Origin of the sequence: Micromonospora sp. LOL_021, assembly GCF_048060215.1 — a bacterium.
In the GTDB taxonomy this organism is placed as follows: Bacteria; Actinomycetota; Actinomycetes; order Mycobacteriales; family Micromonosporaceae; genus Micromonospora_E.
Window position 1 is genome coordinate 38,165 of record NZ_JBHMIN010000029.1, and the last position, 20,382, is coordinate 58,546.

General features: G+C 71.7%; 21 protein-coding genes. 13 read left to right on the forward strand and 8 right to left on the reverse strand.

What is annotated here, in order from left to right; translation table 11 throughout:
* Positions 1-7 precede the first annotated feature (7 nt).
* A complete protein-coding gene (locus ACFHWT_RS19285) occupies positions 8-1,759 on the reverse strand; it encodes an acetyl/propionyl/methylcrotonyl-CoA carboxylase subunit alpha (protein ID WP_416596050.1) in 1,752 nt (583 codons plus the stop codon).
* 106 nt (positions 1,760-1,865) lie between these two features.
* On the opposite strand from ACFHWT_RS19285, the gene ACFHWT_RS19290 reads away from it, so the two are divergent.
* From ACFHWT_RS19290 to ACFHWT_RS19300, 3 genes are all read left to right on the forward strand, one after another.
* The gene (locus ACFHWT_RS19290; protein WP_416596051.1) at positions 1,866-2,513 is read left to right on the forward strand and encodes a PadR family transcriptional regulator; all 648 of its coding nucleotides are present in this window, start codon (positions 1,866-1,868) and stop codon (positions 2,511-2,513) included.
* Between the two features lie 119 nt (positions 2,514-2,632).
* A complete protein-coding gene (locus ACFHWT_RS19295) occupies positions 2,633-3,592 on the forward strand; it encodes an ATP-binding cassette domain-containing protein (protein WP_416596052.1) in 960 nt (319 codons plus the stop codon).
* 31 nt (positions 3,593-3,623) lie between these two features.
* A complete protein-coding gene (locus ACFHWT_RS19300) occupies positions 3,624-4,388 on the forward strand; it encodes an ABC transporter permease (RefSeq protein WP_416596053.1) in 765 nt (254 codons plus the stop codon).
* Positions 4,389-4,488: 100 nt separating this feature from the next.
* Here ACFHWT_RS19300 and ACFHWT_RS19305 read toward each other — a convergent pair whose 3' ends face one another.
* From ACFHWT_RS19305 to ACFHWT_RS19315, 3 genes are read right to left on the reverse strand one after another with little or no spacing between them, the layout of a single operon-like run.
* Complete coding sequence (locus ACFHWT_RS19305; RefSeq protein WP_416596054.1) at positions 4,489-5,142, reverse strand: O-methyltransferase; 654 nt, start codon at positions 5,140-5,142, stop codon at positions 4,489-4,491.
* A gap of 18 nt (positions 5,143-5,160) precedes the next feature.
* On the reverse strand, positions 5,161-5,805 hold the full coding sequence (locus ACFHWT_RS19310; RefSeq protein ID WP_416596055.1) for a Maf family protein: 645 nt from the start codon (positions 5,803-5,805) through the stop codon (positions 5,161-5,163).
* Between the two features lie 49 nt (positions 5,806-5,854).
* On the reverse strand, positions 5,855-6,076 hold the full coding sequence (locus ACFHWT_RS19315) for an acyl-CoA carboxylase subunit epsilon (protein WP_416596056.1): 222 nt from the start codon (positions 6,074-6,076) through the stop codon (positions 5,855-5,857).
* A gap of 162 nt (positions 6,077-6,238) precedes the next feature.
* Here ACFHWT_RS19315 and ACFHWT_RS19320 point away from each other — a divergent pair, with 162 nt between their 5' ends.
* From ACFHWT_RS19320 to ACFHWT_RS19330, 3 genes are all read left to right on the forward strand, one after another.
* The gene (locus tag ACFHWT_RS19320) at positions 6,239-8,425 is read left to right on the forward strand and encodes a protein kinase domain-containing protein (RefSeq protein ID WP_416596057.1); all 2,187 of its coding nucleotides are present in this window, start codon (positions 6,239-6,241) and stop codon (positions 8,423-8,425) included.
* Between the two features lie 70 nt (positions 8,426-8,495).
* Positions 8,496-8,741, forward strand: coding sequence for a hypothetical protein (locus ACFHWT_RS19325; RefSeq protein WP_416596058.1), 246 nt, complete (start codon positions 8,496-8,498; stop codon positions 8,739-8,741).
* 39 nt (positions 8,742-8,780) lie between these two features.
* Positions 8,781-9,509 carry a M50 family metallopeptidase gene (locus ACFHWT_RS19330; RefSeq protein WP_416596088.1) on the forward strand — a complete coding sequence of 243 codons (729 nt, stop codon included), beginning with the start codon at positions 8,781-8,783 and terminating at the stop codon, positions 9,507-9,509.
* A gap of 40 nt (positions 9,510-9,549) precedes the next feature.
* Here the strand turns inward: ACFHWT_RS19330 and ACFHWT_RS19335 are convergent, their stop codons facing one another.
* Positions 9,550-11,142 (reverse strand): acyl-CoA carboxylase subunit beta, encoded by a 1,593-nt coding sequence (locus tag ACFHWT_RS19335; protein WP_416596089.1) that lies wholly within the window; start codon positions 11,140-11,142, stop codon positions 9,550-9,552.
* Between the two features lie 160 nt (positions 11,143-11,302).
* Here ACFHWT_RS19335 and ACFHWT_RS19340 point away from each other — a divergent pair, with 160 nt between their 5' ends.
* The 3 genes from ACFHWT_RS19340 to ACFHWT_RS19350 all read left to right on the forward strand — a co-directional run bounded on the left by ACFHWT_RS19340 (position 11,303) and on the right by ACFHWT_RS19350 (position 13,453).
* Positions 11,303-11,830 (forward strand): hypothetical protein, encoded by a 528-nt coding sequence (locus tag ACFHWT_RS19340; protein WP_416596059.1) that lies wholly within the window; start codon positions 11,303-11,305, stop codon positions 11,828-11,830.
* A 22-nt stretch (positions 11,831-11,852) separates the two neighbouring features.
* A complete protein-coding gene (locus ACFHWT_RS19345) occupies positions 11,853-12,755 on the forward strand; it encodes a biotin--[acetyl-CoA-carboxylase] ligase (RefSeq protein WP_416596060.1) in 903 nt (300 codons plus the stop codon).
* Positions 12,756-12,850: 95 nt separating this feature from the next.
* Complete coding sequence (locus tag ACFHWT_RS19350; RefSeq protein WP_416596061.1) at positions 12,851-13,453, forward strand: PH domain-containing protein; 603 nt, start codon at positions 12,851-12,853, stop codon at positions 13,451-13,453.
* 1 nt (position 13,454) lies between these two features.
* Here ACFHWT_RS19350 and ACFHWT_RS19355 read toward each other — a convergent pair whose 3' ends face one another.
* From ACFHWT_RS19355 to ACFHWT_RS19365, 3 genes are all read right to left on the reverse strand, one after another.
* Positions 13,455-13,946, reverse strand: coding sequence for a MaoC/PaaZ C-terminal domain-containing protein (locus tag ACFHWT_RS19355; protein ID WP_416596062.1), 492 nt, complete (start codon positions 13,944-13,946; stop codon positions 13,455-13,457).
* A gap of 9 nt (positions 13,947-13,955) precedes the next feature.
* Positions 13,956-14,654, reverse strand: a complete 699-nt coding sequence (locus ACFHWT_RS19360; RefSeq protein WP_416596063.1) for a GtrA family protein — start codon at positions 14,652-14,654, stop codon at positions 13,956-13,958.
* A 68-nt stretch (positions 14,655-14,722) separates the two neighbouring features.
* Positions 14,723-15,256, reverse strand: coding sequence for a GtrA family protein (locus ACFHWT_RS19365; RefSeq protein ID WP_416596064.1), 534 nt, complete (start codon positions 15,254-15,256; stop codon positions 14,723-14,725).
* Between the two features lie 351 nt (positions 15,257-15,607).
* On the opposite strand from ACFHWT_RS19365, the gene ACFHWT_RS19370 reads away from it, so the two are divergent.
* From ACFHWT_RS19370 to ACFHWT_RS19385, 4 genes are read left to right on the forward strand one after another with little or no spacing between them, the layout of a single operon-like run.
* Positions 15,608-17,455, forward strand: coding sequence for a phosphoenolpyruvate carboxykinase (GTP) (locus tag ACFHWT_RS19370; protein WP_416596065.1), 1,848 nt, complete (start codon positions 15,608-15,610; stop codon positions 17,453-17,455).
* A gap of 20 nt (positions 17,456-17,475) precedes the next feature.
* The gene (locus ACFHWT_RS19375; protein WP_416596066.1) at positions 17,476-18,381 is read left to right on the forward strand and encodes a hypothetical protein; all 906 of its coding nucleotides are present in this window, start codon (positions 17,476-17,478) and stop codon (positions 18,379-18,381) included.
* A gap of 12 nt (positions 18,382-18,393) precedes the next feature.
* Complete coding sequence (locus ACFHWT_RS19380) at positions 18,394-19,566, forward strand: geranylgeranyl reductase family protein (protein ID WP_416596067.1); 1,173 nt, start codon at positions 18,394-18,396, stop codon at positions 19,564-19,566.
* A gap of 10 nt (positions 19,567-19,576) precedes the next feature.
* Positions 19,577-20,347: an isoprenyl transferase gene (locus ACFHWT_RS19385; RefSeq protein WP_416596068.1), complete on the forward strand. Its 771-nt coding sequence runs from the start codon at positions 19,577-19,579 to the stop codon at positions 20,345-20,347.
* The last annotated feature ends 35 nt before the right edge of the window (positions 20,348-20,382 follow it).

The following is a 20,382-nucleotide window of genomic DNA, read 5'->3' on the forward strand; positions in this document are numbered from 1 at the left end:
GGGTTCGTCAGCTGATCGAGCAGATCGTGGCACCGGCGCTGACCACGGCGCCGACCTCGGCGGACAGGCCGCTGACCGTGCCGGCCTTGGGCGCGTTGATCGGCTGTTCCATCTTCATCGCCTCCAACACCACGACCAGGTCGCCCTCGGCGACCTGATCGCCGTCGGCCACGGCGATCTTGATGATGGTGCCCTGCATCGGCGAGACCAGCGCGTCACCGCTGGCGGCGGCCGCCGCGCTGGCACCACCGCGGCGGCGGGCCGGCTGCCGGGCGGCGGTCGGCGCGGCGGCCGTACCGCCGCCGAAGCCGGCGGGGAGGCTGACCTCGAGTCGTTTGCCGCCGACCTCGACCACGACGGTCTCGCGGGCCTCGGCCGGCGTGTCGGCCGCCGCCAGCGGGGTGAACGCCGGGACGGTGTTGTCGAACTCGGTCTCGATCCACCGGGTGTGTACGGCGAACGGCTCGCTGGTGAACGCCGGGTCGCGGACCACCAGGCGGTGGAACGGCAGGGCGGTGGCCATCCCGTCGACGACCATCTCGTCGAGGGCCCGCCGGGCGCGTTCCAGCGTCTCGGTGCGGGTCTCGCCGGTGACGATCAGCTTGGCCAGCAGCGAGTCGAAGTTGCCGCTGACGACGTCGCCGGCGGTGACGCCGGTGTCCACCCGTACCCCGGGGCCGGACGGCAGCCGCAGCGCGGTGATGGCACCGGGCGCGGGCAGGAAGTTGCGGCCCGGGTCCTCGCCGTTGATCCGGAACTCGATCGAGTGCCCGCGCGGGGTCGGGTCGTCGGTGAACCGCAGCGGCTCACCGGCGGCGATCCGGAACTGCTCGCGGACCAGGTCGATGCCGGCGGTCTCCTCGGTGACCGGGTGTTCGACCTGCAGCCGGGTGTTGACCTCCAGGAAGGAGATGGTGCCGTCGACGCCGACCAGGTATTCGACGGTGCCGGCACCGTGGTAGCCGGCCTCGCGGCAGATCGCCTTGGCGCTGGTGTGGATCTCGGCATGCTGGGCGTCGGTGAGGAACGGCGCCGGCGCCTCCTCGACGAGTTTCTGGTGGCGGCGTTGCAGCGAACAGTCCCGGGTGCCGACCACGATCACGTTGCCGTGCTGGTCAGCGAGGACCTGCGCCTCGACGTGTCGGGGCCGGTCCAGGTAGCGCTCGACGAAGCACTCGCCGCGACCGAACGCGGCGACCGCCTCCCGGGTCGCCGACTCGAACAGGTCGGCGATCTCGGCCATCTCGCGGGCCACCTTGAGGCCGCGCCCGCCGCCGCCGAACGCGGCCTTGATCGCCACCGGCAGGCCGTACTGCTCGGCGAAGGCGACCACCTCGTCCGGGCCGGCGACCGGGTCGGCGGTGCCGGGCACCAGCGGCGCGCCGGCCCGCTGGGCGATGTGCCGGGCGGTGACCTTGTCGCCGAGGTCGCGGATCGCCTGCGGGCTGGGCCCGATCCAGGTCAGCCCGGCGTCGATGACCGCGGCGGCGAATTCGGCGTTTTCGGAGAGGAACCCGTAGCCGGGGTGGACGGCGTCGGCCCCGGACCGGGCGGCGACGTCGAGCAGCTTGTCGATCCGCAGGTAGGTGTCGGCGGCGGTCTCCCCACCGAGGGCGTACGCCTCGTCGGCCAGCCCGGCGTGCACCGCCGAGCGGTCCGGGTCGGCGTACACGGCGACGCTGGCCAGCCCGGCGTCCCGGCAGGCGCGGATCACCCGGACCGCGATTTCGCCCCGGTTCGCGACGAGAACTTTGCGCACGCCCTGTTCTCCTTTGCTCACGGATCAAGCCGGAGTCTAACGGCCTGCTTGATCAACTAAACCGGCGCTCAGTGTGGGATGGCACACTGGCGATTAGGCTCCGGATGTGTCTGCCACCCGGATGATGATTCTCGGTCTGGTCAAATGGATGCAACCGGTGCACGGCTACGACGTGCGCCGTGAGCTGCTCAGTTGGCGGGCGGACAGCTGGGCCAACGTCGCACCGGGGTCGATCTATCACGCGTTGCGCAAGCTCGCCGAGGAAGGGCTGCTCCGCCAGGTCGGCACCGCCCAGGTGGGTGCCCGGCCGGCGCGGACCAGCTACGAGATCACCGCCGCCGGGGTCGACGAGTTCGACTCGTTGCTGCGGCAGCACTGGCACGACTGCCGACCATCGGCCGATCCGTTCCTCAGCGCGTTCGCCTTTCTGCCGGCGATGCCCCGGGCGGAGGCGGTCGCCATGTTGCGGGGCCGGGCCGCGATGCTGCGGGCCGGCAACGCGGCGACCCGCAGTGACCTGACCGCCGGATGGTTGCGGCAGAAACCGCCGCACGTCGGCTGGATGCTGCAGCTGACGATCGCCCGGGTCGCCGGGGAGATCGCGTGGTGCGAACGGATCGCCGGGTTGATTGAGTCAGGGGCGTCGTATCACCCGGCGGAGGAGCCGACTGACGGCACCTGGGCCGGGTGGCAGGCTGACCTGGACGCCGCCGACCGGGAAGCGACCAGGTCAGGTGGCAATAATCAATGTTGACTAGCCCGATCGCCGGGGTCTAGCGTTCCAGACGCAGCGTGGGGAGCTGGGCGGCCCGGCATGCCCACGGGGGAGAGCGGCCGGTGCCCGGCCGGCCAGGCAAGCCAGGAGAAAACCTCATGATCGAGACCAAGGGGCTGCGGAAGTCTTTCCGCTCCCGACAAGGGCGTGGCGCCAAGACCGTGGACGCGGTCCGAGGCGTCGACATGCTCGTCGAGGAGGGGGAGATCTTCGGCTTCCTCGGGCCCAACGGCGCCGGCAAGACCACCACGCTGCGGATGCTCGCCACGCTGATCGAGCCGGACGGCGGGGAGGCCGTCATCGCCGGGGCCGACCTGTTGCGCAACCCCGGCGAGGTCCGTCGACGGATCGGCTACGTGGCCCAGGGCGGCAGTACCTGGGACGAGGTCACCGGCCGCGAGGAGCTGGTGATGCACGCCCGGATGTACGGCATCGGCAAGGCCGAGGCGCAGCGCCGGGCCACCCGGGCACTCGCCGCCTTCCAACTGACCGAGTACGCCGACCGCAAGTGCAAGACCTACTCCGGCGGCCAACGGCGGCGGGTCGAGATCGCGCTGGGCATCATCCACGAGCCGAAGGTGGTCTTCCTCGACGAGCCGACCACCGGGCTGGACCCGCAGAGCCGGGCACACATGTGGGACGAGATCCGCCGGTTGCGCGCCGAAGGCATGACCGTCTTCATCACCACCCACTACCTCGACGAGGCGGACGCGCTCTGCGACCGGATCGCGATCATGGACCACGGCGAGATCGTCACCGAAGGCACCCCGGCAGCGCTCAAGCGCGAGGTCGCCGGCGAGGTGGTCAGCGTCGGGCTGCGCCCGGACGAGTCGGCCGCCGCCGCGCAACTGCTCGACAGCCAGCCGTACGTCAGCAAGCTGGAGACCCCCGACGACGGCGGCGTACGGCTCTTCGTCGACGACGGCGCCACCGCCATCCCGCAGATCCTGCGCACCCTGGACGGCGCCGGCCTCGAACTGGGCTCGATCGAGCTGCACCGGCCCAGCCTCGACGACGTGTTCCTCGCCAAGACCGGCCGCTCGCTGCGCGAGTCCTGAGCCCGGCCGCCCCGATGACGGAGACCGTACGATGAAATTCGCCCGCGACACCTGGCTGATCTTCCAGCGGCAGGCGTTGCTGCTGCTGCGCAACCCCGTCTGGATCTTCGTCGGGGTGTTCCAGCCGATCATGTACCTGGTGCTGTTCGCCCCGCTGCTCAAGCCGGCGCTGGCCCCGATGGGGGCCAGCAGCGACGCGGAGATCTACCGCATCTTCGTGCCCGGTCTGCTGGTGCTGCTGGCCATCTTCGGCGGCCTGTTCCAGGGCTTCGGCCTGATCGCCGAGCTGCGCGCCGGTGTGATCGAGCGGTCCCGGGTCACTCCGGTCAGCCGGCTCGCCCTGCTGCTCGGCCGCAGCCTGCGGGACGTGATCTCGCTGCTGATGCAGGCAGTGATCATCACGGTGCTGGCGATCCCGTTCGGGCTCACCGTGCAGTTGGGCAACCTGCTGCTCGCGTACCTGCTGCTCGCTCTGATCGCGCTGATGACCTCGGCGGTGTCGTACGGCGTGGCGTTGCTGGTCCGCAGCGAGGACGCGCTGGCCCCGCTGATGAACACGGTGGCCCAGCCGGTGCTGCTGCTCTCCGGCATCCTGCTGCCGCTGGCCTTCGCGCCGCTGTGGCTGCAGCGGGTGGCGCAGTGGAACCCGTTCTCCTGGGCGGTCGACGGCACCCGGGCGCTGTTCGCCGGCAACCTCGGCGACGACGCGGTCTGGCAGGGTCTGCTGATCACCCTGGCGCTGGCCAGCCTCGCGGTCACCTGGGCGGCGCGCGCCTTCGCCCGCAGCGTCCGGTAGGCCCCGCTCTTCGGTAGCCGGTCATGGGGCTGCCCTCTGCGCACGGCAACGGCACAGAGGGCAGCCGTTCCAGGCTACCGCCGGACCGGCCGGCCCGCTGTCACCTGCGCCGGGCCAGGGTCAGCCCGTCGGCGATCGCCAGCATCACCACGTCCACCCGGTCGTCGGCGGCCACCTGCTGGTTGAAGGTGACCATCGCCTCGTCCTCTTCGCTCTGCGGGGCCAGCACCCGACCGTGCCGTAGCACGTTGTCGATCACGATCAGCCCGCCGGGCCGCATCCGGGGCACCAGCTCACCCCAGTAGACCGGGTAGCTGATCTTGTCTGCGTCGATGAAAGCCAGGTCGAGGTGGGGCTCGCCCGGCAACGCCCGCAGCGAGTCGGCCGCCGGACCGATCCGCAGGTCGATCCGGCCGTCGACCCCGGCCCGCTGCCAGTAGCGCCGGGCCACCGCGGTGAACTCCTCCGACACGTCCAGACAGATCAACTGCCCGTCCGCCGGCAGACCGCGGGCGATGGCCAGCGCGGACAGCCCGGTGAAGGTGCCGACCTCCACCGCCCGGCGGGCGTTCACCAGCCGGGTCAGCAGGGTCATCAGCGCCGCCTGCTCGGGCGCGACCTGCATCTGCGCGTTCTCCGGCAGCGTGCTGGCGGTCTCGGAGATGAGGTCACTGACGATCTCGTCCGGCGGGGTGCCGTGGGCGACGACGTACGCCTGCAGGGCATCGGTCATCGGCAAGGTCTTGGTGGTCATGGGCAGACGGTAGTCCGACTACCGCCCGGTGTCGGGCTCGCCCCACAGATCCGTGATCCGGTAGCCGACCTCGGTGACCAGCCGGCGCAGCAACGGCAGCGACAACCCCACCACCGTGCCGTGGTCACCTTCGATCCGTTCCAGGAACGGCCCGCCCAACCCGTCGATGGTGAACGACCCGGCCACCTGCAGCGGTTCGCCGGTCGCCACGTACGCCGCGACCTCGTCGTCGGTGACCTCGGCGAAGTGCACCACGGTCGCGGCGGCGGCCCCGGCGTACCCGCCGGTGGCCAGACTGGTCAGCGCGTGGCCGGTGTACAGCACCCCGGACCGCCCGCGCATCCGCCGCCACCGCGCGGTCGCGTCGGCGGCGTCAGCCGGCTTGCCGAGGATCTCCCCGTCGAAGTCGAGCACCGAGTCGCAGCCGAGGACCAGCAGGTCGGTGCCGTCGTCGACGAGATCGGGCCGGAGCCGATCGGCGACGGCGACCATCTTGCGCCGGGCCAGCTCCAGACACAACTCGTCGGCCCGGTCCAGCGTCACTGACTCCTCGTCGACGCCGCTCACCAGCACCTGAGGGGTGATTCCGGCGGCCTGCAGCAGTTTGTGTCGGGCCGGGCTCGCCGAGGCGAGTACCAGACGCGGACGCAGGGAGGTAGTCACGGGTGGACAGGCTACCGGCCCCGGTCGGCGGTACCGACGCTCAGTGTGATCAGTGGGGCAGCGCGCTGGCCCGCCATGCGTCCGGACCGAGCCGGCCCGGGAAACCCGGCGTGGGTCGGGCGCTGCGGGCCCACCGCGACGGCGCCGGCCGATCGGTGCCGCTGTCGGCAACCGGACGGGTACGGGCGACGAGCACGCCCACCAGCGCCGCCAATTCCTCGGGGGTCGGCGTGCCCCGGACGATCCGCCAGGCCGGCTGCGCGTCGCTCATCGGCCGAGCGTACGTGCCGATCAGGCCGGCCGGCGAGTGGTGATCACTACTGGCGCGCTACCCTCGGCGTCTGGTTGCCACCCCGGTACCATATGACGCGCGGCTCACACCGGCCGCGTGCCGATCGTGTGGCACCCAAACCTTCCGGGTACGGTCATTTGGATGTCCGCTGTGCCCCCGCAACTAGTTGCAGACCGTTACCGGCTGGTCGAGCCGCTCGGTCAGGGCGGCATGGGCCGGGTCTGGAAGGCCCGCGACGAAGTGCTGCACCGGGACGTGGCGATCAAGGAGCTGGTGCCGCCACCGGGCCTCACCGATCAGGAACGCCGCGAGATGCGGGAGCGCTCGCTGCGCGAGGCGCGGGCGATCGCCCGACTCAACCACATCAACGTGGTACGCGTCTTCGACGTGCTGCGCACCGACGGCGACCCGTGGATCGTGATGGAGTACGTGCCATCCCGGTCGCTGCAGGACGTGCTCGCCCAGAACGGCCCGGTCCCGGCGACCCGGGCCGCGGAGATCGGCCTCGGAGTGCTCGGTGCGCTCCGGTCCGCCCACCTGTCGGGGGTGATGCACCGGGACGTCAAGCCCGGCAACGTACTGCTCGGTCACGACGGCCGGGTGGTGCTCACCGATTTCGGCCTGGCCACCGTTCCGGGCGACCCCAACGTCACCCGTACCGGGCTGGTGCTGGGCTCACCGGCGTACATCGCCCCGGAGCGGGCCCGTACCGGCAGCGCCGGGCCGGAAGGCGACCTGTGGTCGCTCGGCGCGACGCTGTACGCGGCCGTCGAGGGGCAGTCGCCGTACGCCCGGCAGACCGCCATCGCCACGCTCTCCGCGCTGGCCACCGAGCCGCCGCCGCCCGTCCGCCGGGCCGGCCCACTCAAGCCGGTGCTGGCTGGGCTGCTGCGCAAGGACCCGTACACCCGGATGAAGGCCGACGAGGCGGAGCGGCTGCTGACCCGCGCCGCCGGTCGCGGTCCGCGGCGCGGTCGCTCACTGCTCGACGGGGTACGCCGACCCAGCCCGTACGGCAGCCGGGAGGTCCGCCCTGGCGAGTCCCGGTCGGGGATCGTGCCCGGTCCACGCGGCAGGGCGCCGCGCACCCCGGTCCCGTCGGAGCCGGTGTCGCCGCCGGTGACCCCGTTGCCGACCGCGTTGCCGGTGGTCCCCGGCCCGGCCAAGTACGGCCCGCCGGTCACCCGCCAGACCAACTCGGCGGACCCGACCAGGGTGGTGCCGTCGACCGACCCGCCTGCCGGCGCGGCGATCGCAGCCGCAGCCGAGACGAGCGTACTGCCGGCCAAAGCCGGTGAGCCGCCGTCGGAGACCACCGTGCTGCCCCTGGCGGAGCGCACCCAGGTGGTACCGGGCCGCACGGAGACGGCGCCGGACCGTAAGACGGCCGAGCGGTCACCGGCCGCCGAGCCGGTCAAGCAGCCGGCGGCGACCGAGGCGGCTGAGCAGCCGGCGGCCGCCGAGCCCGCCGAACGGCCGCCGGTTCAGGAACAATCCGGGTCGCCCGCTGCTGCCGCCAGCGCGTCGGACCGGCGAGACTGGTCCGCGCCGGCCCTGCTGTTCGACCACGCCGCGCGGGCCGTCCGGCCCGTGACCGAGCTGCCCCGTACCTGGCTGATCAGCGGTGTGGCGGGTGTCGTCGTACTGGCGCTGCTGCTGACCGTCGCGCTGCTGGCTACGGGCGACGAGGACGAGCCCGACGGACAGCTCGGCACCGGTCCGGCCGCCTCGGCCACGCCGTCGGCCCCGGCCCCGACCTCCGGCGCGCCGAGCGCTGAGCCGAGCGCTGAGCCGAGTTCACCGGCGGCCGAGGCGTCGCCCGACGTGCCGGCGGTGCCGCCGCAGAACGGCGAGTCGCCCCAGTCGTCGGACCCGCAGTCGCCGTTGCCCGACGGCTGGCGACTGCACGAGGACCAGACCGGATTCTCGGTGCCGGTGCCGGAAGGCTGGTCGGTCAGCCGCGAACGAACCCGGGTGGAGTTCCGGGAGAACGGTCAACTCGGTCGCCTGATCATCATCGACCAGACCGACAACCCGAAGCCCGATCCGGTCGCCGACTGGCAGAACCAGGAGCAGGCCCGGCGGGGCACCTACAACGACTACGAGCGGGTACGGATCGAAGCCGTCGACTACTTTCTCGACGCCGCCGACTGGGAGTTCCGCTACACCAGCAACCGGGGCAACCGGTTGCAGGTGCGCAACCGGGGGTTTGTCACCGCGCCGGACAAGGCGTACTCCATCTACTGGTCCACCACGGCCGAACGCTGGCAGCAGGACCTGGTCTACTTCGAGCTGATGGCGAGCAGGTTCCAGCCCGCCGGAAGCTGAGCCACGACTCACCCGCATGAACTTCCGATCTTCCGGGTACAACCGGAGGGCGACGGAAGGAGAGTGCGACATGGTCAACCGTCGACGGATCGTCAAGCCGAGCGTGGCACTGTGGACGCTGGTGGCCCTGGTCGATGCGGCCCTGCTGGTCGTCAGCGTCGGTCTGATACCCGTACTGCTGGTGCTGTCCGGTGGTGCGGCCGTGACGATCGCCGCCGTAGCGGCGTACCGCATGATCGTCAGTGACCGGGCCGGCGCCGAACCTACGGTCGTGCCTGCCGGCGGACGGTGGTCTGGTGGGCGTGGCGAGCGGTGAGTAGGCTCGCTGGCTGTGTCGATCACCGGGCTGACGGAAATGTGGGACCGCCTTTTCACGGCCCAGACCGACCCGCCACCACTGCTCGTGCTCATCACCGCCGCCGTCGCGCTGGTCGCGGTGTTCACCCGGCTGCCCTGGCGGATCGGCCGCAACGCGATCACCATCGCCCACGAAGGCGGGCACGCGCTGGTCGCCCTGCTCACCGGCCGCAAGCTCAAGGGGATCCGGCTGCACTCGGACACCTCCGGGCTGACCCTGTCGGCCGGCCGGCCGACCGGACTGGGCATGATCCTCACCCTGCTGGCGGGCTACGTCGCGCCGTCGCTGGTCGGGCTGGCCGGTGCCCTGCTGCTCGGCGGCAACCGGATCACTCTGCTGCTCTGGATCGCCGTGGCGCTGCTGCTCGCCATGCTGGTGATGATCCGCAACCTCTTCGGGATCGTGTCCATCCTGGTCACCGGCGGTGTGGTCTTCGCCGTCTCGTGGTTCACCGGCCCGGACGTGCAGGCCGCGTTCGCGTACACCGGGGTGTGGTACTTACTGATCGGCGGAGTGCGGCCGGTCGGTGAGCTGCAGCGGCTACGTGCCCAGGGCCGATCGCCGGAGTCGGACGCCGACCAGCTCGCCTGGCTGACCCGGGTGCCCGGCCTGGTCTGGGTGGGATTCTTCGGCCTGATCAACCTCGCCGCGTTGTTCATCGGAGCGCTGCTGCTCGCCAGCCCGTGGCTGGCCGACCTGGACCTGCCGACGCCGCCGGGCGGGTGACCCGTACCGCTGCGACTGGTACCGCTGTGACCCGCACCGGTCAGAGCGGGATGTTGCCATGCTTCTTCGGCGGCAGGGTCTCCCGCTTGCCGCGCAGCATCCGTAGCCCGCGCGCCACCTGCACCCGGGTCTGCGAGGGCGCGATGACCGAGTCGACGTAGCCGCGCTCGGCGGCGACGTACGGGTTGGCCAGCCGCTCCTCGTACTCGGCGATCCGCTGCGCCCGTACCGCTGCCGGGTCGTCGGCGGCGGCCAGCTCGGCGCGGTAGAGGATGTTCACCGCGCCCTGTGCACCCATCACCGCGATCTGCGCGGTCGGCCAGGCGAAGTTCAGGTCCGCGCCGAGATGCTTCGACCCCATCACGTCGTACGCGCCGCCGTACGCCTTGCGGGTGATGACGGTGACCTTCGGGACGGTCGCCTCGGCGTACGCGTAGATCAGCTTCGCGCCGCGCCGGATGATGCCGTCCCACTCCTGGTCGGTGCCCGGCAGGAAACCGGGCACGTCGACGAAGGTCAGCACCGGGATGTTGAACGCGTCGCAGGTGCGCACGAACCGGGCGGCCTTCTCCGAGGCCCCGATGTCCAGGCAGCCGGCGAAGTGCATCGGCTGGTTGGCGACCACCCCCACCGGCCGGCCCTCGATCCGGCCGAAGCCGACCACGATGTTCTGCGCGTACAGCGGCTGGACCTCCAAGAACTCGCCGTCGTCCAGGACGTGTTCGATCACCCGGTGCATGTCGTACGGGTGGTTGGCCGAGTCGGGGACGATGGTGTCGAGCTCACGGTCGGTGTCGGTGACGGCCGGCTCCGCCTCGGTTGGCAGCGTCGGCGGTTCGTCCAGGTTGTTGCTGGGCAGGTACGCCAGCAGCGCCTTGACGTAGTCGACGGCATCCTCTTCGTCGGTCGCCAGGTAGTGGGCGTTTCCGCTGGTGGCGTTGTGGGTGCGGGCGCCACCGAGCTCTTCCATGCCGACGTCCTCGCCGGTGACCGTCTTGATCACGTCCGGGCCGGTGATGAACATGTGCGACGTCTGGTCGACCATGATGGTGAAGTCGGTGACCGCCGGGGAGTACACCGCGCCGCCCGCACACGGCCCCATCACCAGGGAGATCTGCGGGATGACGCCCGAGGCGCGGACGTTGCGGAAGAAGATGTCGCCGTACAGCCCGAGGCTGACCACGCCCTCCTGGATGCGCGCGCCGCCGGAGTCGTTGATCCCGATCATCGGGCAGCCGATCTTCATCGCCAGGTCCATCACCTTGACGATCTTCTCGCCGAAGACCTCGCCGAGCGAGCCGCCGAAGACGGTGAAGTCCTGCGCGAAGACGCACACCTGCCGGCCGTCGACGGTGCCGTAGCCGGTCACCACCCCGTCGCCGTACGGGCGGGTGTGCTCCAGCCCGAAGTTTGTCGACCGGTGCCGGGCCAGCTCGTCCAGCTCGACGAAGGAACCCTCGTCGAGCAGCATCGCGATCCGTTCCCGAGCGGTCTTCTTACCCCGGGCATGCTGTTTCTCGACCGCGCGGGCCGAGCCGGCATGCACCGCCTCGTCGACCCGGCGCTCCAGGTCCGCCAGCTTGCCGGCGGTGCTGTGGAGGTCGGTTCCGGTCCCGGACTGCTCACTCGTCACGCCCACACCGCGGATGCTATCGACGTCGCGACCGCCGGTCAGGGGCCGACGGTGTGCGGTTTCCCTCAGTACACCGTCGTCGGGCGGGCCTTGGCCGGGCTCGATCGACCCCGGGACGACGTTTCCTGCTTGTTGCCCGATTCGTTACCACCACGTGACAGTGTTGGGAGTTGCGCTGATCGCGTCCGGTCTGACGGTGCTGCTGGTGATGCGGCGGACGCTCTGGCCGGCGCGGGCGGCCACCGTCGGCAGCCGCAGGGCCGGAAGTCTGGACGCCGCGCCGCATCGGCGCCGTCGAGGGCGGGGGCGACGTCGGGCCACCCGCACCGGGCTGTTCCGTCGCCGGGCGACGCCCGGTGGACGCCACACGGTCGGCGTGACCGTGCCGCGCCAACGTCGGGGCAGTCGGCCCGCCGTCATGCTGCCGGAGCCGCCGGTCGCCGCTGTGCCGCCCGTCGTTGTGCCGCCCGTCGTTGTGCCGCCGGTTGCCGTGCCGCCGGCTGCTGGCGACGAGGATTTCGACTGGTTCGACCGGCCGACGGACGCGTACGCACAACCCGTACGAGCGTCGGACCCGGCCGTTCCCTCGTCGGATCCGCCGGCAGCGGTGCCGGTGATCGGTACGACCGTCACCGGACACCCGTACCGTGGCGTGGCACCGGTGCCGCAGCGGTACGACCATCGGTAGTCAGCCGCCGTAGGGTGGGCGGATGGCCGGCTCACCGTACACCGATCTGGACCGTCCGCCGCTCGACGAGCGTGGGCTGCGTCGCGCGCTGATCGTTCCCGACGGCCTGTGGACCGACGTGCAGGTCCGGGCGCAGACCGGCTCCACCAACGCGGACGTGCTCGCCGCCGCGCGAGCCGGTGCCGCCGAAGGGCTGGTGATCACGGCGGAGCAGCAGCACGCCGGGCGCGGGCGGCTCGGCCGCGACTGGACCTCGCCGCCGCGGGCCGGCCTCGCCGTCAGCGTGCTGCTGCAGCCGGCGGCGGCTCGGCCCGCCCGGTCGTGGCCGGCGGTGCCGGGGTCCCGGTACGGCTGGTTGCCGCTGCTGGCCGGCGTCGCGCTGGCGGAGGCGGTGGCCCGGCTGGCCGAACTGCCGGCCGGGTTGAAGTGGCCCAACGATCTGTTGATCGACGAGGCGAAGTGCGCCGGGATCCTCGCTGAGGCGACCCCGGACGGGGCGGCCGGCCCGGCCGTGGTGCTGGGCATCGGGCTCAACGTGACGCTGCGCGCCGACGAGCTACCACCGCCCGGTAGCGGTCCGCGGGCCACCTCGCTGCAGCTGGCCGGAGCGGCGGCGACCGACCGGGACCCGCTGCTGCGGGCGGTGCTGCGCGGGGTGGCCGACTGGTACGGGCGGTGGCGCGCCGCCGGCGGCGACCCGGTCGCGTCCGGCCTACGGGCGGCGTACCTGCGGCACTGCGTGACGGTGGGCCGGCAGGTGCGGGTCTCGTTGCCGTCCGGATCGGCGCACACCGGGCTGGCCGGCACGGTCGACGAGGACGGCCGCCTGGTGGTCCGCACCGCCAGCGGCGAACTGGCGGTCGCGGCAGGGGACGTGGTGCACGTGCGGTCCGGCGACGCGCCGGGAAACGGTACGCCCGGTTGACCGTCCGGGTGGCGGTCAACCGCTACGGTCACCCCGGCGGCCGGTGTACGGACCGCCGGCCGGGTTCCCCGCCCGGCCCGGGCTAGGAGGTTGCCGTGGCATTTCCCGAAGACATGCTCACCGCCGACGAGCATGTCGTGTTGCACCTGCACCCGCACTGGAAGGCACTGGTGCGGCCGGTGGCGGTGACGGTGCTGGCGGTCGCCGCGGTGGTGGCCGGGTTCCTGCTGCTGCCGGAGAGCAGCGCAGCCACCGTCGTGTGGTACGTGATCGTCGGGCTGGCGCTGGTCGCGGTGTTCTGGTTCGCCGTCCGGCCGTTCGCGGTCTGGCGCAGTACGCACTACGTGTTCACGAACGAGCGGGTGGTGCTGCAGCACGGGGTGTTCTCCCGAGAGCGCCGGGACATCCCGTTGAACCGGGTCAACGACCACTCCATGACGCAGCGGTTCAGCGAACGGCTGCTCGGCTGCGGGACGTTGACCATCGAATCCGCCGGTGAACGCGGGCAGACCGTGTTGCCCGACCTTCCGGGGGTGAGCCAGGTGCAGACGCAGCTCTACGAGCTGGTCGAGGCGCATCACGATCTGCACAGCTTGGGCGACGGTGAGCTGCGGGAGATCCTTGACGAGGCACGCACCGGGCCGGACCAGGCAGCCCCGGCGCGACCGGACGACGCCTCGCCCGGTCAGCTGGATTAGGTCATCGCCCGGCGTCGCGTAGCGCGAACCAGCCACGGAACCGGGTGCGCAGCACCTCGCGCTCCGGCCGGTCGTAGGTGTCGAGCCGGGTCAACGACCCCAGCAGGGTGACCGTGCCCAGGCCCGGCCGGGCGTCGGACAGCTTCCTGGTGAGCACGTCCAGCCGCCCGGCGAGCCGGTCACCGGCGTACACCGGGGCCAGCCAGCGCAGCTCCTCCAGGCCAGGGGAGGTGTCGGCGGCGGCCCGGGACAGCACCGCGTCCACGTACGCCCGCATGAACAGGCTGACGGTGAAGAATCCGCTGGCGATCACGGTGCCGTACGGGCTGGCCTGAGCGAGTTCCGGCTCGACGTGGTACCACTGCGGGTCGAAGCGTTCGGCGAAGCTGACCATTTCGACGCCGTCCACGGTGGTGATGCCGAGGTCGAAGGAACCGCCCGGGGCGAGATCCTCGAAGAACAGGTCGGCGTCAGCACCGGTGCCGGAGCGCACGGTCGTCGGTCAGCGCCTGGCCGGGCGCGTCGCCGCGGTGATCTCCGCGTCGATCCTCGCGGCGATCTCCGCGGAGATCCTTGCGTCGATCTCGGCGGCGAGCGGGTCGGCCAGGGGTGCCGGGCTGTCCGGTACCTGCGTCGACTGGCCGGTTGGCGGCTGCCCGTCCCGCTGGATCTGCTGCGGGACCAGCTTGCCCGCCGCCGCCGGTCCGGTCTGCGCCGCCGGTTCGGTTCCGGTGGTCGGGCCGGTCCCAGTGGTCGGGTGGGCGGCGGGTGCCGGGCGGAAGACGAACGTGCGGTACGCCCAGAAGCGGAACACTGTGCCGAGCACCAATCCGATGATCTTGACGATGTTCAGGGCCAGCAGCCCGCTGATGCCGAAGCCGTACTTGGCCAGCCCCAGCACCCCGACCTCGATCGCCAGGCCGGTGAGGTTGAACAGGAAGAACAGTACGTACTCCCGCCGGATGGCCGACTTCGGCCGGTCCCGGTAGGTCCAGTGCCGGTTCATGAAGTACGAGCTGGTGGTCGCCACCAGCGCGGCGACGACAGTCGCCTTCAGCTGACCGTCGGCGAGCACGGTCAGCGCCAGAGCGTTGAACACCGCGAAGTTGACGGCGGTGTTGATGCCACCGACGGTGCCGAATTTCAGCGCCTCGCGGATGAACCTCTGCCAGCGCTCGGGCAGAAGGCGAAGTATTCGCATCAGATCACCATACGGCAGGTCGACGGGCCGTTCGGGTTGACTGGCGGGTAGGGCGGCACCGGGTGGGGCTAGTCACGCTCGCTGGCCGCCGCCACCACGGCGGGCGCCGCGACGGTGAACACGAACCTGCGGTACGCCCAGAACCGGAACAGGGTGCCGACCGCCACGCCGACGATGTTGGCCGCGATGTTGTCGGCGAGCAGCGTCTGGAACACCCCGGGCCAGATGCTGCCCAGCCCGTAGTGGCTGATCCCCAGGCAGGCCAGGCCGATGCCCAGGCCCACGGCGTTGAAGAAGAAATAGAGGCCGTACTCGCGGGCCAGCCCGGACCTGACCGAGTGCCGCCAGGTCCAGAAGCGGTTGCCGACGAAGGCCACCGAGGCGGCGATCACCGTCGACAGCGTCTTCGCGCTGAGCGGGCCCATCCCGAGCAGGCTTGCAGCGATGTTGAACAGGGTGATGTCGACGATGAAGGCGATCCCACCGACCACCCCGAACTTGCCGATCTCGCGAACCAGCAGGCCGAACCGGTCCCGGAGCCGGCGGATCAACCCCGGACTGGAGGCGGGCGCGGACGGCTCGCCGGCGGCGTGGACGGGCACGTGATCGAGCGTAGCGGGTTCCCGCCCGCCGATGTGTCGGCACCACCCGAGTTTCCGGCCACCCCACGCTTTCGCCACCCGAGTCGTGAACACGCAGAGTGACTTGGGTCGGGGTCGGTCGAGCGCCGGAGAATCTTGCGTACAACTGCGCGTGGGAGCGAGAAACAGCTCGTCAGATTGCATGCGTCGATAACTTGTGCACTTCTTCACAAGCTCCTCGGCTGCCCTGAACGATCAATCGGTTTACCCTGAGTCCAACTCCCGGACTTGTATCCCGGCGGCTGGGCCCGACCATCCGCCGGTGCCGTGCACTCCAGGAACGAGGTCAGCGCCGACCACGAGGAGATCGCCATGACTGCAACGGCCACCGCGTCCGTACCGTCGAACGTCCCCGGCCCCGCCCCGACCAGCCACGCCCGCCTGCTCGACTGGGTCCGGCAGATCGCCAACCTCACCACACCGGACCGGGTCGTCTGGGCCGACGGTTCGCTCGCCGAATGGCACCGGCTCACCGACGAACTCGTCGACTCCGGCACCCTGGTCCGGTTGGACAGCGAACGCCGTCCCAACTCGTTCTGGGCCCGCACCGACCCGACCGACGTGGCCCGGGTCGAGGAACGCACCTTCATCTGCTCACCCGACGAGTCCGACGCCGGACCGACCAACAACTGGATGGACCCCGCCGAGATGAAGCGGGTGATGACCGAGCTGTACCGGGGGTGCATGCGCGGCCGGACCATGTACGTGGTCCCGTTCTGCATGGGCCCGTTGGACGCCCCGGAGCCGATGTTCGGCGTGGAGATCACCGACAGCGCGTACGTCGTCGCCTCGATGCGGATCATGACCCGGATGGGCGCCGAGGTGCTCGCCGCGATGGGCGACGACGCCGAGTTCGTGCCGGCCCTGCACTCGGTCGGCGCACCGCTTGCGCCGGGCCAGGCCGACGTGCCGTGGCCGGCCAACGAGACCAAGTACATCTCGCACTTCCCACAGACCCGGGAAATCTGGTCGTACGGCTCCGGCTACGGCGGCAACTCGCTGCTCGGCAAGAAGTGCTACGCGCTGCGGATCGCCAGCGTGATGGCCCGCGACGAGGGCTGGCTGGCCGAGCACATGCTGATCCTCAAACTGACCGCACCGGACGGGCGGGTCCGCTACATCGCCGGCGCGTTCCCGTCCGCCTGCGGCAAGACCAACCTGGCCATGCTGGAGCCGACCATCCCCGGCTGGAAGGTCGAGACGATCGGCGACGACATCGCCTGGATGCGGTTCGGCGACGACGGCCGGCTGTACGCGGTCAACCCCGAGTACGGACTCTTCGGCGTCGCCCCCGGCACCGACTGGCGGACCAACGCCAACGCGATGCGTACCCTCGACCGGGGCAACAGTATCTTCACCAACGTCGCGCTGACCGACGACCGCGACGTGTGGTGGGAGGGCATGGGCGAGCCACCCGCGCACCTGACCGACTGGCGGGGCGAGGACTGGAACCCCGACCGGGGCACCGACGCCGCCCACCCGAACAGCCGGTTCTGCACCCCGATCACCCAGTGCCCGATCCTCGCCGACGAATACCACGACCCGCGTGGCGTACCGATCGACGCGATCCTGTTCGGCGGCCGACGCCGTACCACGGTGCCGTTGGTCACCGAGGCCCGCGACTGGGTGCACGGCGTCTACCTGGGCGCCACGCTCTCCTCGGAGACGACCGCGGCGGCGGCCGGCAAGGTCGGGGTGGTCCGACGGGATCCGATGGCGATGCTGCCGTTCATCGGCTACCACGCCGGGGACTACTTCCGGCACTGGATCGAGATGGGCAAGGGCACCGACGGCGACGCCGCCAAGCTGCCCCGGATCTTCTACGTCAACTGGTTCCGCCGCGACGACGACGGCCGGTTCCTCTGGCCCGGCTTCGGGGAGAACTCCCGGGTGCTCAAGTGGATCGTCGAGCGGCTGGACGGCACCGGCGCGGCGGTGGAGACCCCGATCGGCAACGTACCGACCGTCGACGCGCTCGACCTGTCCGGCCTGGACGTCGACCCGGCCGACGTGGCCGCCGCGCTCGCCGTCGACCCGGCGCAGTGGCGCGCGGAGCTGCCGCAGATCACCGAATGGTTCGAGCGGTTCGGCGACAAACTGCCCGGCGTGCTCTGGGCGGAGCTGGACGCGCTGCGGGCCCGGCTGGACGCCGCCGACTGACCGTTGGATAGCCTGCGCCGGTGGCGGCAGACCTTCCAGCTCCGGTCCGCCGGCTGGTCGGGTTGCTCGCCGTCACCGCCGCGGCCACCGTCGTGGTCGACCTGCTCAACTGGTGGTACGCCCCGGAGCGGGATGTCGGCGTGGCGGTCCGCTCCGGCTGGGCGCTGCTTCGGGCGTTCGGTTTCCTGGTCCTGATCCGGCAGGTACGCCGGGGTCGGGCCGGGGCCCGACCGTTCGGGCTGATTCTGGCGGTCACCACCGTCTTCGCGCTCGGCCGGCTGGTGGTGCCGCGCTCCGGCGTGCCGCCGCTGCCCGGGGTGGCCGGGTTCGGCCTGCTCGCCGGGCTCTGCCTGGCCGTGGTGTGGCTGCTGTACCGGTCCCCGGCGGTCGGTGCGCAGCTGACCCGGCACCCGGCCCGGTTGGTCCGCGACGGCCGGCGGCTGACCTGGCGCGAGGCCCCGCCCCGCCGGCCGCCGGTGGCCGCCTGGCTGCTCGTCGCCCGGGTCTCGGCCTTCACCTACCCGCCGTTGATGCTGGTGCCGGCGCTGGTCTCGGTCGGGGTGCTGCTCGACGGCCGGCTGGTCGCCACCCCGGCGGTGGTGGCCTGGATCGCGGTCGCCACCGCCACCAGCTGGCTGGTGCTGCTGGTGTCGTTCTTCATGCTGCGCGGCCGGCGCTGGGCACGATGGCTGCTGGTCCTGGTCAGCCTCGGGGCGCTCGCCGTCGACCTGCCGTTGTGCTGGTGGCTGCTCGGCGTGGACGGACTGGTCCGCGACGGCGCGCCGCTGGTGGTGGCGGCGGCGTTGGCCTTCTACGGTGTGTGGCGGGCCGGTCGCGCCGAGCATGACCAGCCGGCGACGAGCGCCGAGCACGGCCGGGGGACCGTCGGTGCCGACCGGGAGGTCGCCGGCACCGAACCGGCCTGACGGGAGGTCCAGGTGGACGGTACGTCGGTCGTCGACGTCGCGGTGGTCGGTGCCGGTCCGGCCGGTGCCGCCGCAGCGATCGCCGCCCGCCGGGCCGGTGCCCGGGTGCTGCTGCTGGACCGGGCCGACTTTCCCCGCGACAAGCCGTGTGGCGACGGCATCGCACCGCACACCCTCGACGTGCTGGCCGGGCTGGCCGTGCCCGACCCGGTCGACGGGATCGCCCCGGTCGGTCGACTCCGGCTGGTCGCCCCGCACGGCGGGCAGGTCGCCGCCGAGCTGGTCCGTCCGGCGTACACGGTGCCGCGGGCCGTCTTCGACGCCCGGCTGGTCGCCGCCGCGGTCGCCGCCGGCGTGCGGCTGCGGCGGCACGCCGTACGGCGGGTCACGGTCCGCGACGACCTGGTGCTGCTCGACGGCGAGATCGCGGCGCGGGCGGTCGTCGGCGCGGACGGCGCGGGTTCGGTGGTACGCCGGGCGTTGGGCCACGGCCCCAACCCGGACGGACATCTGGCCCTGGCGATTCGCGGCTACGCGCCGGTCGGGGCCGTCACCAGACCCGGCGAACAGCGGATCGTCACCACGGCAGCCGGTTGGCCAGCGTACGCCTGGGCTTTTCCGATCGGTGACGGGCGGGCGAACATCGGGTACGGGGAGGTGCTGCGGGGCCGGCCGTTGACCCGGGCCCGGCTGCTGGACCGGTTGTGCGCGCTGCTGCCCGGCACCGATCTGGCGCAGGTCACCGACCTACGGGCGCATCATCTGCCGCTGTCCACCCGGCGGCCGCCGGTGGGTGCGGGTCGGCTGGTGCTGGCCGGCGACGCGCTGTCGCTGATCAACCCGTTCACCGGCGAGGGCATCTTCTACGCGGTGCTGTCCGGCGCGCTGGCCGGTGCGGCGGCGGCCGGTCCACCGGCGGTCGCCGCCCGCCGTTACCGGCAGGCGCTGCGTCGACGCCTCGGCGGGCATCTGCGGCACAGCGCCCTCGGCGCCTGGCTGGCCCGGCGGCCGACGACGGTGGACGCCGCCGTCGCGGCGGCGGCACGGGACCGGCACGTCTTCGACACCATCGTCGAACTCGGTCTCGGCGACGGCCGGCTGGACGCGGTCACGGTGCGCCGGCTCGCCGCGCAACTGACGATCCGCCGGGCGGCCGATACCGCGCGACGGCGCTCCGGTCGCTAGTCTGCTTGGGATGACTCTGCGGGAGCTGCTCTACTCGGTCTATGAGCGACGGCTCATGACGAGACTGGCGGGCAAGCCGGTGCCCGGCCACGTGGGCGTGATGTGCGACGGCAACCGCCGGTGGGCCCGGGAGATGGGGTTCGTGGACCCCAACGACGGGCACCGGGTCGGCGCAGCGAAGATCAAACATCTGTTGAACTGGTGTGACCAGGCCGGTATCGGTCACGTCACGCTGTACCTGCTGGCCACCGACAACCTGCGTCGGCCGGCCCGCGAGCTGGATCCGTTGCTGAACATCATCGAGGATCTGGTCACCGAGTTGGCCGAGGAGGGCAACCCCTGGCGGCTGCGCATCGTCGGCGCGCTGGACCTGCTGCCGGGGTCCACCGCGACTGCGTTGAAGGCCGCGCAGGAGCGTACCCAGACTCGGTCCGAGGGCGCGCAGGTGAACATCGCGGTTGGCTACGGCGGCCGCCGGGAGATCGCCGACGCGGTCCGGTCGCTGTTGCACGAGCACGCCAAGTCCGGCGGCACCCTGGAGGAGCTGGCCGAGGTGCTCGACGTCGACCACATCGCCGAGCATCTCTACACCCGCGGTCAGCCGGACCCGGATCTGGTCATCCGGACCAGTGGCGAGCAGCGGCTCTCCGGCTTCCTGCTGTGGCAGTCGGCGCACTCGGAGTTCTACTTCTGCGACGTGAACTGGCCCGACTTTCGTCGGGTGGACTTCCTGCGGGCGTTGCGGTCGTACGCGAACCGGCAACGCCGGTACGGTGCCTGACCATCGCTGGGCGTGCCGGTCGGTTGGCCGATCAA